The 13,007-nt window shown below is 73.2% G+C and carries 10 protein-coding genes; 3 read left to right on the top strand and 7 right to left on the bottom strand.

Annotated elements, in window-relative coordinates:
* Positions 1–55 precede the first annotated feature (55 nt).
* The gene (locus tag B4U46_RS03650; RefSeq protein WP_079424022.1) at positions 56–604 is read left to right on the top strand and encodes a YcxB family protein; all 549 of its coding nucleotides are present in this window, start codon (positions 56–58) and stop codon (positions 602–604) included.
* Between the two features lie 229 nt (positions 605–833).
* Complete coding sequence (locus B4U46_RS03655; protein WP_079424024.1) at positions 834–2,420, top strand: phospholipase; 1,587 nt, start codon at positions 834–836, stop codon at positions 2,418–2,420.
* Positions 2,421–2,438: 18 nt separating this feature from the next.
* Here B4U46_RS03655 and B4U46_RS03660 read toward each other — a convergent pair whose 3' ends face one another.
* The 7 genes from B4U46_RS03660 to B4U46_RS03690 form a co-directional block, all read right to left on the bottom strand.
* Positions 2,439–2,831, bottom strand: coding sequence for a hypothetical protein (locus B4U46_RS03660; protein WP_079424026.1), 393 nt, complete (start codon positions 2,829–2,831; stop codon positions 2,439–2,441).
* A gap of 323 nt (positions 2,832–3,154) precedes the next feature.
* The gene (locus B4U46_RS03665) at positions 3,155–4,078 is read right to left on the bottom strand and encodes a MurR/RpiR family transcriptional regulator (protein ID WP_079424028.1); all 924 of its coding nucleotides are present in this window, start codon (positions 4,076–4,078) and stop codon (positions 3,155–3,157) included.
* Positions 4,079–4,208: 130 nt separating this feature from the next.
* Positions 4,209–5,009, bottom strand: coding sequence for a hypothetical protein (locus tag B4U46_RS03670; RefSeq protein WP_185117340.1), 801 nt, complete (start codon positions 5,007–5,009; stop codon positions 4,209–4,211).
* The gene (locus B4U46_RS03675; protein WP_079424029.1) at positions 5,009–6,274 is read right to left on the bottom strand and encodes a VWA domain-containing protein; all 1,266 of its coding nucleotides are present in this window, start codon (positions 6,272–6,274) and stop codon (positions 5,009–5,011) included. The genes B4U46_RS03670 and B4U46_RS03675 overlap by 1 nt, the downstream gene beginning before the upstream one ends.
* Before the next feature lie 120 nt (positions 6,275–6,394).
* Positions 6,395–7,591: a cytochrome P450 family protein gene (locus tag B4U46_RS03680; protein ID WP_079424031.1), complete on the bottom strand. Its 1,197-nt coding sequence runs from the start codon at positions 7,589–7,591 to the stop codon at positions 6,395–6,397.
* Between the two features lie 82 nt (positions 7,592–7,673).
* Complete coding sequence (locus B4U46_RS03685; RefSeq protein ID WP_398908831.1) at positions 7,674–9,953, bottom strand: HelD family protein; 2,280 nt, start codon at positions 9,951–9,953, stop codon at positions 7,674–7,676.
* A 175-nt stretch (positions 9,954–10,128) separates the two neighbouring features.
* Positions 10,129–10,605, bottom strand: a complete 477-nt coding sequence (locus B4U46_RS03690; protein WP_079424035.1) for a hypothetical protein — start codon at positions 10,603–10,605, stop codon at positions 10,129–10,131.
* Between the two features lie 472 nt (positions 10,606–11,077).
* Between B4U46_RS03690 and B4U46_RS03695 the strand changes: the two genes are divergently transcribed.
* On the top strand, positions 11,078–12,955 hold the full coding sequence (locus B4U46_RS03695) for a galactose oxidase early set domain-containing protein (protein WP_079424037.1): 1,878 nt from the start codon (positions 11,078–11,080) through the stop codon (positions 12,953–12,955).
* Positions 12,956–13,007: the final 52 nt, after the last annotated feature.

Genomic DNA, 13,007 nt, shown 5'->3' on the forward strand with positions numbered 1-13,007 from the left:
CCTCCCGCCGGACCCGTATCCGGCGGGAGGGAGCGGAACGCTATGCTCCGCCCTTGTGAACGACAACGGCATAGACCTGCGCCCGGACGCCCGGTCCGCGTGCGGCGAAGTCCTGCGGTACAGGGGACGGGTGGAGAAGAACGAGCTGCGCGCGGCGCTCAAGGCGGCGGGGGTGCTGCGCCGGACGCGGTTGATCGCTGCCGTCGCGGCGCTCGCCATCGCGCTGCTGGGCGTGCGGATCACCGCCGACGGCGCATCGGTCCGCTTCGTCTACGTGGCCGCGGCGGCCGTGTACGGCACGGTGTTCTGCCTGCTGATGCCCCGCCGGATCGTCTCCCGTGCGTTCAAGTCCGCCCAGGCCCATGGGGAGAGGGAGTGCGCCGTGGACGACGACGGCATCACCGTCTTCTGCGCCGAGGGCGAGCAGGCGCGCATGTCCTGGGACCAGCTGCAGCGGTTCCACGAGACGCCCGACATCTACGCCCTCGTGGGCAGGACCGGCCGGAAGACCTGCTTCTTCGTCCTGCCCAAGAGGCTGATGACCGCGCCCGGCCAGGTCGAACTGGTCGGCGCCCTGCTCGACTCACGGCTGCGGCGCGCCTGACGAAGCCGACTCCACCGGCGGGATCCGGACACACGGGTCCCGCCGGGCGCCCCGCGCCTTCCCGATCGGCGTCCTCGGCAGCCGGGAGGGTGTGGCCGGAAGCAGACCAGGGTGGATGAACAGGACCTTACGGGCTGGTAACTTGCGCGAGTTGATCAAGGCCGGAGCGCGGCTCCCTCCCGGTGCCGTGCCTTCCGGTCCGAGCCACCCCCCTTACCTAGGAACCACATTGGCACGCACCGTCCGCACGACGGCCCTCTCGCTCGCGCTCCCCTTCGCCCTGCTCACCGCCACCCCGGCCTTCGCCGACTCCCCCACCCCGCACCTGGACTCGGTCGAGCAGGCCGTGCGCCAGTCCTCGCCCGGCCTCGAGGGCTCGGTCTGGGAGCGCACCTCGGGCAACCGCCTCGGCGCCTCCGCGCCCGGCGGCTCCGACTGGCTGCTCCAGACGCCCGGCTGCTGGGGCGACCCCTCCTGCGCCGACCGCCCGGGCTCGCGCCGGCTGCTCGAGAAGATGCGCGAGGACATCGGCAGGGCGAAGCAGAGCGTGGACATATCCACGCTGGCGCCGTTCCCCAACGGGGCCTTCCAGGACGCGATCGTGGCGGGCCTGAAGGAATCGGTGCGGCAGGGCAACCGCCTCCAGGTGCGGATCCTGGTCGGCGCGGCGCCCGTCTACCACGCCAACGTGATCCCGTCCTCCTACCGTGACGAGCTGATCGGCAAGCTGGGTCCGGCGGCCGCGGGCGTCACCCTCAACGTGGCGTCGATGACGACGTCCAAGACCGGGTTCTCCTGGAACCACTCCAAGCTCGTCGTGGTCGACGGCGGCACGGTGATCACCGGCGGCATCAACAGCTGGAAGGACGACTACCTCGACACCGCGCACCCGGTGAACGACGTCGACCTGGCGCTGTCGGGCCCCGCGGCGGGCTCCGCCGGCCGCTACCTCGACACGCTGTGGGACTGGACCTGCCGCAACAAGAGCAGCTGGTCCACGGTCTGGTTCGCGTCCTCGAACGACGCGGGCTGCATGCCCACCCTCCCCCGGCCCGCCGCCCCGGCCGGCGGCGGCGACGTCCCGGCCCTCGCGGTCGGCGGCCTGGGCGTGGGCATCCGCCAGAGCGACCCGGCCTCGGCGTTCAGCCCCGTCCTGCCGGCTGCGTCCGACACGAAGTGCGGCATCGGGGTGCACGACTACACCAACGCCGACCGGGACTACGACACGGTCAACCCGGAGGAGAGCGCCCTGCGCGCGCTGGTCGCGAGCGCGACCAGCCATGTCGAGATCTCCCAGCAGGACCTGCACGCGACCTGCCCGCCGCTGCCCCGCTACGACGTCCGCCTCTACGACACCCTGGCCGCGAAGCTGGCCGCCGGGGTCAAGGTGCGCATCGTCGTCAGCGACCCGGCCAACCGCGGTGCGGTCGGCAGCGGCGGCTACTCGCAGATCAAGTCCCTCAACGAGGTGAGCGACGCGCTGCGCGGCCGGCTGACCGCGCTGACCGGCGACGAGGGCAGGTCCAGGGCCGCGATGTGCCAGAACCTCCAGCTGGCGACCTTCCGCGCCTCGGACAAGCCGACGTGGGCGGACGGCAACCCGTACGCCCAGCACCACAAGCTGGTCTCGGTGGACGACGCGGCCTTCTACGTCGGTTCGAAGAACCTGTACCCGTCCTGGCTCCAGGACTTCGGCTACGTCGTCGAGAGCCCGTCGGCCGCGCGCCAGGTGGCGGACTCGCTGCTGGCGCCGCAGTGGAAGTACTCGCAGGCGACCGCGACGTACGACTACGCGCGCGGCACCTGCCAGAACTGACGCCCCGCGGGCCCCGGGTCAGCGCCTGCGCTGGCCCGGGGTGCCCGCCGCGAGCAGCAGCGCCTCGGAGACCAGGCGCGCGCCCCGGGAGAGCCGGCCGAGCTGTTCGAGCTCGATGGCGTACATCCGGATGGTGTTCTCGATGACCGACTCGGCGATACCCATGGCCGGCAGTTCGGCCCGGCTGGTGTGCAGGGCCACGCGGACCGCGCGCATCTCGTGCTGGAGCTGGAGCTGTACGTGCCGGGCGAGCAGGGCGTGGTGACGGGTCAGCGTCAGGTAGCTGCCGTAGCGGGCCGGGAGGAGGTCCCGCAGCCAGCGCGTGGCGCTGCGTTCCCAGTCGTGCGTGCCGGGGGCCTTGACCTGGAGGGGCCAGTCCGGGCTGCGCGTGAGGGTGGCCGTCTGGGGCATCTCGTCACTTCCGAGGGGTGTGGAACTCTGATCGAGAGACTGCTGAGGGGGGCGGCCTCGGCCCAGGGGTTGACCGAGGCCGCCAGGGGCGCTCCTCCGGGGATCCGTATGCCCTGACCCGACACCCGGTCCCGCCGTGAGGAGGTCCGGCGTAGTGGGTGTCCGTTCGAGGCGGGCGCGGGGAACGTCCGCCTTGGCGTCTGAGGGATCCGGAGCGCCTGCGTCAGTAAACATATATACCGTCGAGTAAGCAAGAGTATGAAAAATTTCATGCATGCCCGAGCAGTGAATATCTCCGCTTCACACCGGGTGAAAAATCACCCCTACAGGAAGAAACCGTGCTGGTCGGCGGCCTGCTCGTACTGTTCGAGCCGGGCCTGGGTCCTTTCGGGGTCGGCGTCCGCCATGGCCTGGAGCAGGGCCGCGGAGAGCATCCCCGGGGCCGCGTAGGAGTCGAAGACCAGCCGTGAGCCGGTGCCGGCCGTCAGCACCACGTCGGCCTCCTCGACCAGCGGGCCCACCGTGGGGTCCGTGATCAGGACCACGCTCAGCCCGGTGCTGCGGGCCGCCCGCAGCGCGGCCAGGGTCTCGTTGGCGTGCCGGGGCATGGCGAAGGCCAGCACCCAGCTGCCGCCCGCCGCCCGTGACTGGAGCAGGGCGTCGTAGGCCACGCTGCCGCCGCGGGTCACCAGGCGCACGTCGGGGTGGATGCGGCGGGCCGCGTAGGCGAAGTACTCGGCGAGGGAGACGGAGATCCGCAGCCCCAGCACGGTCAGCGGGACGGAGCGGGCCAGCTCGCGGCCGATGCCGAGCACCTGGTTGGTGTCGGCGAGCAGGCGCCGGACGTTCTCCAGGTTCTCGATCTCGGCGTCGACGGCGGCCTGGAGCTCGTTGTGGCGGATCTGCTCGCGGGTGTCGGCGGTGCCCCCGGCCACGGCGCTCAGCGCCATCGGCTGGAGCACCTCGCGCAGGGCCGGATAGCCGCTGAAGCCCAGGGAGGCGGCGAACCGGGTCACGGAGGGCTGGCTGACCCCGACCCGCTCGGCGAGTTCCGTGATGGACAGGAACGCCGCCTCGGTGAGGTGGTCGATCAGGTACTGGGCGATCCGCCGCTGGCCCGGGGAGAGCCGGCGGCCGTCGAAGAGCGCGAGGAGCCGGTCCGCCGGCGGTTTCTCCCGCTCCTGGGGCGGGCTCTGGCTGGGCGTGATCGCGGCCGCCTGCGCGCGTGCCTGCTGCCCCGATGACACCGGCGGCCTCCTTCTCACGTCACTCTTCCTCCAACATAGCCCACGCTCCGTGGCCGGATGATCGTCCGGCACGGCACGGGGCACCCCGCGGGTGCGCCGCACCGGTACGCGGTACCGGTGCGGCGCACGTTCAGCCCTGCGGCCGGGCCGGACGGCCCGAACCCCTGGTCAGGGTGTAGCCGTAGATGCCCGCCAGGGCACCGAGCACCCCGCCGGCGGCGGTCCACAGCCAGCGGTCGGACCACCAGCCGCCGGACCAGCCGCCCTCCGGCGCGCGCGCCTCGCGCTGCTGCTCCGAGGCGCCCCCGATGCCCGGGACCAGCGGCTCGCCCAGGGCGGCGTCCACCGCCTGCGCCCCGCCGGTGTCCTTCACCTCGGCCTCGACCTGTGCCTTCACGGGCAGGCCGTGGTCGTCCTCGGGCACGCCGACGACCGTCAGGCGGACGTAGTAGCTGCCCGGCAGCGGGTCGTTCGACCAGGGCTCGGCCCCGGAGCGGACCGTGCGCAGGGTGCAGGAGAGCTCCGCGGTGGCGGCCTCCTTGGCCACCGCCACGTGCTGGTTGCCGTACGTGCAGGGCTGGCGGCGGCGCAGGCCGTCGTACAGGTCGAGCTGCCAGGTCTGCGCGCCGTGCCGGGACGCGGACTCGGGGAGGGTCACCGTGGCCCGTACGGTGAGCCGGTTGCCGGTGTCGGCGGGCACCGCCCAGTACAGGTAGTCGCCGGTGGACGCCGAGGCGGTGGCCTTCTGGCCGGGCCGGAACAGGGCCGCGGTACGGAAGCCGGTGCCGGCCTCGGTGGGCGCGGAGCCGTCCTTGCCGGTGGCCTTGCCCGCGCTGGGCGCGAGGCTCGGGGCGGCGACGGCTGCGGCCGCCGGGGCCAGGAGGGCCGCGCCCGCGAAGAGGGCGGCGGCCAGGGTGCGTACGGTACGCATCAGTTGGTCCTCCAGACGGAGATGCGCCAGCGCGAGATCCAGCCCCAGACCAGTCCGGCGAGCAGGCCGGTGAGGACCAGCAGGCCGAGCAGCCACCAGCCGCGGCCGAGGCCGAAGGAGGCGACGTCGGAGCCCTCGTCGGGGCCGTCGACCAGGTCGACGGTCAGCTCGACGGGCATGCCGGGGGCGGTCTTGACGGCCGGTCCGGCGGAGAAGGAGTTGCTGACCTGGAGGCAGACGGTCTCGGGCTTGTCCTCCTCGTCGCCGTCCGCTTCGGCCTTGGGGTAGCGCAGGCCGGTGGAGATCACGTCGGTGCGGCCGTCGCCGGCCTCGGAACCGCGGACGATCTCCCGGCCGTGCACGGTGGTCGCGCGCAGCAGGACCCCGTAGTCGTTGTTGACGGCCCGGTCGGCGCCGATGCTCACCGAGGCGCGCAGCTCCTGGCCGGGACGGACGTCGACCTTGTACCAGCGGTGCTCGCCGAAGGTCTCGCGGTCGCTGTAGAGGCCGGCCTTCAGCGCCGGGGCGTTCTCGCAGCTCTTGGCGCCCTCGGTGGCCACCGGGGTGGCGACGGGGTCTGCGGCCCGGACGACGAGCTGTCTGACCCTGCCGGAGAGTTCGGCGGTGTGCGCCACGGAGGTGTAGGTGCCTCCGGTGGCCTCGGCGATGCAGGTCAGCTGAGCGCGGGTCTTGGCGTCGGGGACGAGGCCGAGGGTGTCCACGACGAGGTGGATGCCCTTGGCGGCGATGTCACGGGCCACCTCGCAGGGGTCGAGCGGGGCGCAGGTGTCCTCGCCGTCGGTGATGAGCACGATGCGGCGGGTGGCGTTGCCGCCGTCCAGGTCCTGGGCGGCGGCCTGGAGGGCCGGGCCGATGGGCGTCCAGCCGGTGGGGGCGAGGGTGGCGACGGCGGTCTTGGCCTCGGTGCGGTCGACCGTGCCGACGGGGTAGAGCTGCTTGGTGTCCTTGCAGCCGAGCGCCCGGTCCTCGCCGGGGTAGGTGGCGCCCAGGGTCCTTATGCCCAGGCGGACTTCTTGGGGTACCGCGTCCAGGACCTCGTTGAAGGCCTGCTTGGCCGCGGCCATGCGGGACTGGCCGTCTATGTCGTTGGCGCGCATGGAGCCGCTGACGTCGAGCACGAGCTCGACCTTGGGCGGCTCCTTGGCCGGCCCGTCGGCAGCGGCGGCGGTCTGCGGGAAGAGCCCCGCGGTCAAGGCGACGAACAGGCCGCAGGCCCCGGCCGCCAGCCGTTTTCTTGTGATCATCGCCGGATCGTATTGAGGATCGGCGGGGCAGTCCAAACCGTGCGCCGGTGACCGCCGGTGACCGGCGGTCCGCCCCCGCCGGGCGGGGCGGCCGGGCCGGGGCGGAGTCCTGACGGTGGGCTACCAGCGCACCGGGAGGCGGCTCACCCCGTGCATCAGAGCGCCGGGGAGCCATTCCAGCGGGCCGCCGTCCGGGTCCACTGCCAGGTGGGGGAAGCGTTCCAGCAGGCCGCGGACGGCGATGCGGCCCTCCATCCGGGCCAGGGGGGCTCCGATGCAGAAGTGCAGGCCGTGCCCGAAGGCCAGGTGGCCGCCCGCGGGGCGGCGGATGTCGAACACGTCCGGCTCGGGGAAGCGTTCGGGGTCGCGGTCGGCGCCGGCCAGCGAGATCAGTACGGCCTGGCCGGCGGGGATGACCACGCCGCCGATCTCCACGTCCTCGCCGGTGTAGCGGTAGGTGGTGTTCTGCACCGGGCCGTCGTAGCGGAGCATCTCCTCGATGGCCCCGCCGAGCAGTCCGTCGTAGTCGGCGCGCAGGGCGGCCAGCTGGTCGGGGTGGGCGAGGAGGGCCCGTACGCCGTTGGATATGAGGTTGACGGTGGTCTCGTGCCCGGCGACCAGCAGCAGGAAGGCCATGCCGATCAGTTCGTCGGGGGACAGCGAGTCGCCGTCCTCGTCGCGGGTGCGGATCAGCGCGCTGAGCAGGTCCTCGCCGGGGGACTCGGCCTTGGCCTTGACGAGCTCCGCGAGGTAGACGCTGAGCTGCTGGTGGGCGCTGTTGTCCAGGGCGCCGGGCTTGGGGGCGACGACCTCCTGGGACCACTCGCGGAAGCGCTCGCGGTCGAGGTCGGGGACGCCGAGCAGTTCGCAGATGACCGTCATGGGCAGCGGGAAGGCCAGGTCCCGGATCAGGTCGCCGGCCCGTTCGGGGCGGGCGGCCATGGCGTCCAGCAGTCCGTCGGTGATCTGCTGGACGCGGGGCCGCATCGCCTCCACCCGGCGGGCGGTGAACTCCCGGGCGACCAGGCGGCGCAGCCGGGTGTGGTGGGGCGGGTCGGACTCGAGCATGTTCGCGTTGGCGGCGGTGGGCTCGATCCCCGGGAACAGGTCCGTGGCGTGCCAGTCCTTGAGCAGGCCCGGGTGGGTCAGCGCGGCGCGGGCCTCCTCGTAGCGGACGACGAGCCAGTACGGCTCGTTCAGGCGCGTGTTCGGGCCGCTGACCAGGTGCACCGGTCCCGCCTCGCGCAGCCGCGCGAAGAAGGAGTGCGGGTCGGCGTCGAAGTCCGGGCTGAGGGGGATGATGTCGGATACAGGCATCTCGCCACAGTACGACGGCCAACTCGCCCTCCGCCCAGGCGAATCCGGCCACTCGCCCCCGCGAGTGGCCGGTCCTCGACGGTCAGGCCGCGTGCTCCCCGAGCCCGGCCGGGAGCCGGCCGGTGTGGACGACACCCAGGTGCTGGGTGGCGCGGGTGAGGGCGACGTAGAGGTCGCTCGGCGGGAACTGCGCGGGCTCGGCCACGATCACCGTGTCGAACTCCAGGCCCTTGGCCTGGCGCGGGTCCAGCAGGACCACGGGCCGGGTGAGGTCGGGCTCCTCCCCCGCCCGTACGCCGGGCAGCGCGGCGGCCAGCCGGGGGTGCAGGGGGCGCGGGGCGATGACCGCGAGCCGTCCCTCGGCGGGGGCGGTCTCGCGCACGGCCTCGGCGACGGCCGCGGGGAGGTCGGCGCTCTCGCGCACCCGGGGCCGTGCGCCGGTGGAGCGCACCGAGCGGGGCGGTTCGAAGCCGGGGTGGTGGTGGCGCAGCACGGCGGCGGCGACCTCCATGATCTCGGCCGGGGTGCGGTAGTTGACGCCGAGCCGGACGCGCTCGAAGCGGTCGCCCACGTACGGGTCGAGGATCCGCTTCCAGGAGCCGCAGCCCGCCTCGTCACCGGTCTGCGCGGGGTCGCCGACGAGGGTCATGGAGCGGGTGGGGCAGCGACGCATCAGCAGCCGCCAGGCCATCTCGGACAGTTCCTGCGCCTCGTCGACGATGACGTGCCCGAAGGCCCAGGTCCGGTCGGCGGCGGCGCGTTCGGCGGTGGTGCGGTGGTCGGCCTCCTCGTGCCGTTCGGCCATCCGCTCGGCGTCGATGACGTCGTGGGCGGCGAGGTACTCGTTCTCCATGTCCTCGAACTCGTAGGACTCCGAGCCCAGGGAGAGGTCGAGGACGCCCTGGGCGTAGGCGATGCGCTCCAACCGGTCGCGTTCGGCGGCGGCCCGCTCGGCGCTGTCGTCGACGCCGAGGAGTTCGGCGGCCTCGTCGAGGAGCGGGACGTCGGCGGGGGTCCAGTCTTCGGCGGCGCCGGCGGGGCACCGGATCAGGGCGGCGTCCTCCTCGGACAGGTGGGTGGGGTCGGCGAGGAAGTCGGAGACCAGCTGCCGGGGGGTCAGGCGGGGCCAGAGGGTGTCGATGGCGGCGTGCACGCCGGCGCTGGTGGCGATCTCCTTGCCGAGCTGGGCGACGTCGTCCGGGCCGAGGAGGTTGGGGCCGCCGTAGGGGTCGGCGCCGAGCCGGTCGGCGAGCTGTTCGGTGAGGGCGTCGATGACGGAGAAGGCGAAGTAGGGGCGGGCCAGGTTGTGGGGCAGGCCGGTGCCGCGGGCCCGGTCGCGGGCGGCGTGGGCCATGGTGCGGTCCAGCAGGAGCGTGCCGTAGTCGTCGTGGTCGATCTCCAGGGCGGGCTCGGGGACGAGGTCGTGGTCCTCGCCGCTGCCCGCGGGGACGCCCTCGGGGAGGGTCTGCCGGTCGGCGACGGCCCGGGCGAGGACATCGGCCATGGCGGCGCGGCCCTTGACCTGGGCGGCGCCGGGACGGTCCGTGCCGGTGGCGTGGACGCCGGGGAACAGGTCGCCGGGGGCGGCCAGGAGCACGCCGGTCTCGCCGAGGGAGGGCAGGACCTCGCCGATGTAGCCGAGGAAGGCCGGGTTGGGGCCGACGATGAGCACCCCGCGCTTGCCGAGGAGCTCGCGCTGGGCGTAGAGGAGGTAGGCGGCGCGGTGCAGGGCCACGGCGGTCTTGCCGGTGCCGGGGCCGCCTTCGACGACCAGGACGCCCTGGTGGGGGGAGCGGATGATGCGGTCCTGCTCGGCCTGGATGGTCTGCACGATGTCGTGCATGCGGCCGGTGCGGGCGGCGTCGAGCGCGGCGAGGAGCACGGCGTCGGCGTCGGCGCCCTCGTAGCCGGTGCGTTCGGTGTCGGCGAGGTCCAGGATCTCGTCGTGCAGGGCGGTGACCTCCCGGCCCCGCGTGGTGATGTGGCGCCGGCGGCGCAGGCCCATGGGGACGTGGCCGGTCGCGAGGTAGAAGGGGCGGGCGGCGGCGGCGCGCCAGTCGAGGACGAGGGGGGTGCGCTCGGTGTCGTCCCGTCTGATTCCGATCCGGCCGATGTGGTGGTCGCGGCCGTCGGAGAACTCGAGGCGGCCGAAACAAAGGCCGTGCTCGGCGGCGTTCAGCGCGGAAAGCAGTCCGGACTGCTCGGCGACCATCACATCGCGTTCCAGCCGTGCCTGCAATCCGTTGCCGCTCTCGGCGAGGGCGCCCTGGACGGCGCGTTCGGCCTTGTCCCGCAGGTCTTCGAGGCGCGCGTAGAGCATGTCGATGAATTGCTGCTCGCTCTGGAATTCCTTGTTTGACAATTTCGCTCCCTGCGCGATACGATGCCCCTGCAAAGCTTCCTCACGCCCACTTTCAAGTCTAGGCGTGAATCATCGAATATACGCAGACGCACGCCCCGGACGTCAATTCGTCCGGGGCGTTTTCCGTATTCCCGCAGGTCTCCCCGGCCTGGGGGAGGGGCCCTGCGGGAGGGGGTCAGCGGAGGTCGAAGCTGACCGAGGAGGCCTTGTCGTTCATGCCGTCGCCGACGTAGGCGTTGTAGCCGTAGTAGGTCTGGTGGGCACCCCGGAAGTCGTTGTGCTCCCAGAGGGTGATCGGGCAGGTGATGCCCTGGGCCGAGCTCACCGTGTCGTTCCACCCCCACTGGGAGAGGTTGTTGAACTCCGGGTAGCGCCAGTTGCAGCCGACGCTGCCGCGGAAGGTGAACTCGCTGCCGCCCGAGTTGGCGTCGCTCCAGATCTTGCCGAGGTCCTTGTACTCGGCCTGCGCGCCCAGTTCGGCGGCCTGGGCCTTCGTGGCGAAGCAGCCGCCCTCGCCGGTGTCGACGACGTAGGTGCAGAACTTCGGGGCCTTGGGGGCGGGCTGCGGGCTCGCGGCGGAGGCCGGCGTGGCGGCCGCGGCCAGCACGAGGGCCGCGGCGGCGAGGGCGAGGGAGGACCGGATCATGCGCATGGCTGCTGCTCCTCATATCGGTGCATACGAAGGTGCAAGGGATGGATAGTGCGCTCGGTTCACCGGGGGAGCTTTGGGAACTGAAGCGCGACAGCAGCCAACAACCCGCCATAACCACCCGTCCAGGGCACGCAGTTGCCCATGGCATGTTTCGTACGGCGCGTTGCGCGCGCCGGCTCCGCCGGCGGCTGGCGCGATCACGGCGCGCGGCGGAGGGCCCGGCCCGGGGTACGGGCGGGCGCCGGGCAGCGGCGGTTGGTGCGGCCGGGGCGCGGGTGGCCGAAGCCGCCCGCACCCGCCGCACCGGGGCCCGTCCGGCCGAATGTCCCGATACGGGCGAACGGCGCCGGCGGGGGCACCCGTACGAGGCAGGGGGTTCGTGTCATATGAGGCGATATGCCGTTTATCTTCTAGCATGGCGGTCCTCCCGCGCCCTCACGTCCCGGGCGTCGCACACCGAGGAGCGCGTCCCATGTCCCGAACAGCCCGCCGGTCCGCCGCCGCCTCCGCCGCCCTGTCGGCCGCGCTGGCCGCCGCCCTGGCCGCGAGCGCGTTCCTCTCCGCGCCGGCCGCCTCGGCCCACGGGGCCGGGCCCGGAACCGAGCCCGGCCAGGGCCACGGCCAGGGCCATGAGCACGCCGACGCCACCACCGACGCCGAAGCCGCCTTCATCGGCGCCGACCACGCCCGGGCCCACGCCGAACGGCGCAGCGCCGCCGCCGGGGCCGCCGAGTACCCGCAGGCCACCCGCACCGCGAGCCTCGCCGCGCTGACCAGGTCCCAGGCCACGGCCAACAAGGCTTTCTCCGCGGCCCGGGACGGCCGGTTCGCGGAGTTCTTCACCTCCCCCGACTTCGGCGTCCACGTCGCCCAGCTCCCCACCGGCAAGGTGCTGCTCTTCTCCTTCGAACGGGTCGAGGTCAACCCCACCAAGGAGACCGGCCCCACCGACCGCATCGGCCGGACCAACGCGGGCCGCGCCTTCCTGTGGGACCCGGCCAGGGGGACGGGGGCTCGGGCCTTCAAGGAGGTCCGCCCGCCCACCGTGCTGATGCCGGACGGTACCTACGTCCCGCGCCCGGCGCCGTTCTTCTGCGCGGGGCACGCCTTCCTGCCCAACGGGATGCTGGCGGTCTTCGGCGGCAACGCGGGCGGCAAGGGCGGCAGCGGGGCGAAGCTGTCCTTCGTGTTCGACCCGTGGACCGAGACCTGGTTCCGCAACCGGGACATGTCCGTGGGCCGCTGGTACCCGTCGGTGGTCACCGGCGCCGACGGCCGCCAGACCATCATGTCGGGCCAGTCCGAGCGCGGTACCGGCACCCCCACCCCGGTGGTGGAGCGGTTCCCGGCGAAGGGGCTGCCGGTGCCGTGGCGGACGTACGACATCCCGGCGGGCATGGCCGTGGAGCGGTTCCGGGCGGACGCGCCCTTCCGCAACGACTACCCGCACCTGTTCTCGCTGCGCGACGGCATGATCTACGGGCTGGGCCGCGACGCCGACCAGCAGTGGCTCTTCGACCCGGTTGCGGAGAACCGCACCGCCCTGCCCCGGCGCCCGGCGGACTTCCGGGGCTACGGCTCGGCCGTACCTCTCCCGGCGGGCCTGCGCGGCCCGGACTCGGTCCTCGTCCTCGGCGGCGACCCGCACGACCCGAACACCTACAAGCTGTCGGGCGGACGCTGGAGCACCGAGCGGCCCCGGGCCTTCGGCCGCACCCAGGACGACACCCTGATCCTCCCGGACGCCACCCTGCTCACCGTCAACGGAGCCCTGAGCACCCGCGACTACGGCCACGGCCCGTTCAACCCGAAGGCCGACCTCAAGTACCGGCAGACGGAACTGCGCGACGCCCGCGGCCGCTGGCGGCTGGGCCCGGCCCAGCGGCTGCCGCGCGGGTACCACTCCAACGCGCTGGTGATGCCGGACGGGCGGGTGATGGTGACCGGCGACGAGCTCCAGCAGATCGCCAACGACCCCGACATCCGCGACGCGATGGACGGCAGCATCGAGATCTACGAGCCCGCCTACCTCCACCAGGGCGGCACCCGCCCGGCCCTGGACCGGGTCCCCGGGGGCGAACTCGCGCACGACGCCCTCTTCGAGGTCCGCAGCCGGACCGCCTCCGCCGTCCGCCGGGCCGTCCTGCTGGCGCCGACGACGGTCACCCACGCCGTGAACACCAGCCAGCGGCACCTGGAGCTCGCGGTCACCGCGGTCCGGGGCGAGACGATGACCCTGCGCGCCCCGCGCAGCGCGGCCGACGCCCCGCCCGGCTACTACATGCTCTTCCTGCTGGACGGGCGCGGGGTGCCCAGCACCGCCCGATGGGTGAAGCTGGGCCACCGGTAGACCACGGGAAGGCCACCGGCAGACGGCCGCCCCGCCACCGTCCGGCCGCATC

This window comes from Streptomyces katrae (assembly GCF_002028425.1).
GTDB classification, from domain to species: Bacteria; Actinomycetota; Actinomycetes; order Streptomycetales; family Streptomycetaceae; genus Streptomyces; species Streptomyces katrae_A.

What these genes read in the sequence shown, in the direction of transcription:
- B4U46_RS03675 (WP_079424029.1), bottom strand. Translation starts at nt 6,274, where the DNA reads ATGATCACAAGAAAACGGCTGGCGGCCGGGGCCTGCGGCCTGTTCGTC.
- B4U46_RS03670 (WP_185117340.1), bottom strand. Translation starts at nt 5,009, where the DNA reads ATGCGTACCGTACGCACCCTGGCCGCCGCCCTCTTCGCGGGCGCGGCC.
- B4U46_RS03660 (WP_079424026.1), bottom strand. Translation starts at nt 2,831, where the DNA reads ATGCCCCAGACGGCCACCCTCACGCGCAGCCCGGACTGGCCCCTCCAG.
- B4U46_RS03695 (WP_079424037.1), top strand. Translation starts at nt 11,078, where the DNA reads ATGTCCCGAACAGCCCGCCGGTCCGCCGCCGCCTCCGCCGCCCTGTCG.
- B4U46_RS03690 (WP_079424035.1), bottom strand. Translation starts at nt 10,605, where the DNA reads ATGCGCATGATCCGGTCCTCCCTCGCCCTCGCCGCCGCGGCCCTCGTG.
- B4U46_RS03680 (WP_079424031.1), bottom strand. Translation starts at nt 7,591, where the DNA reads ATGCCTGTATCCGACATCATCCCCCTCAGCCCGGACTTCGACGCCGAC.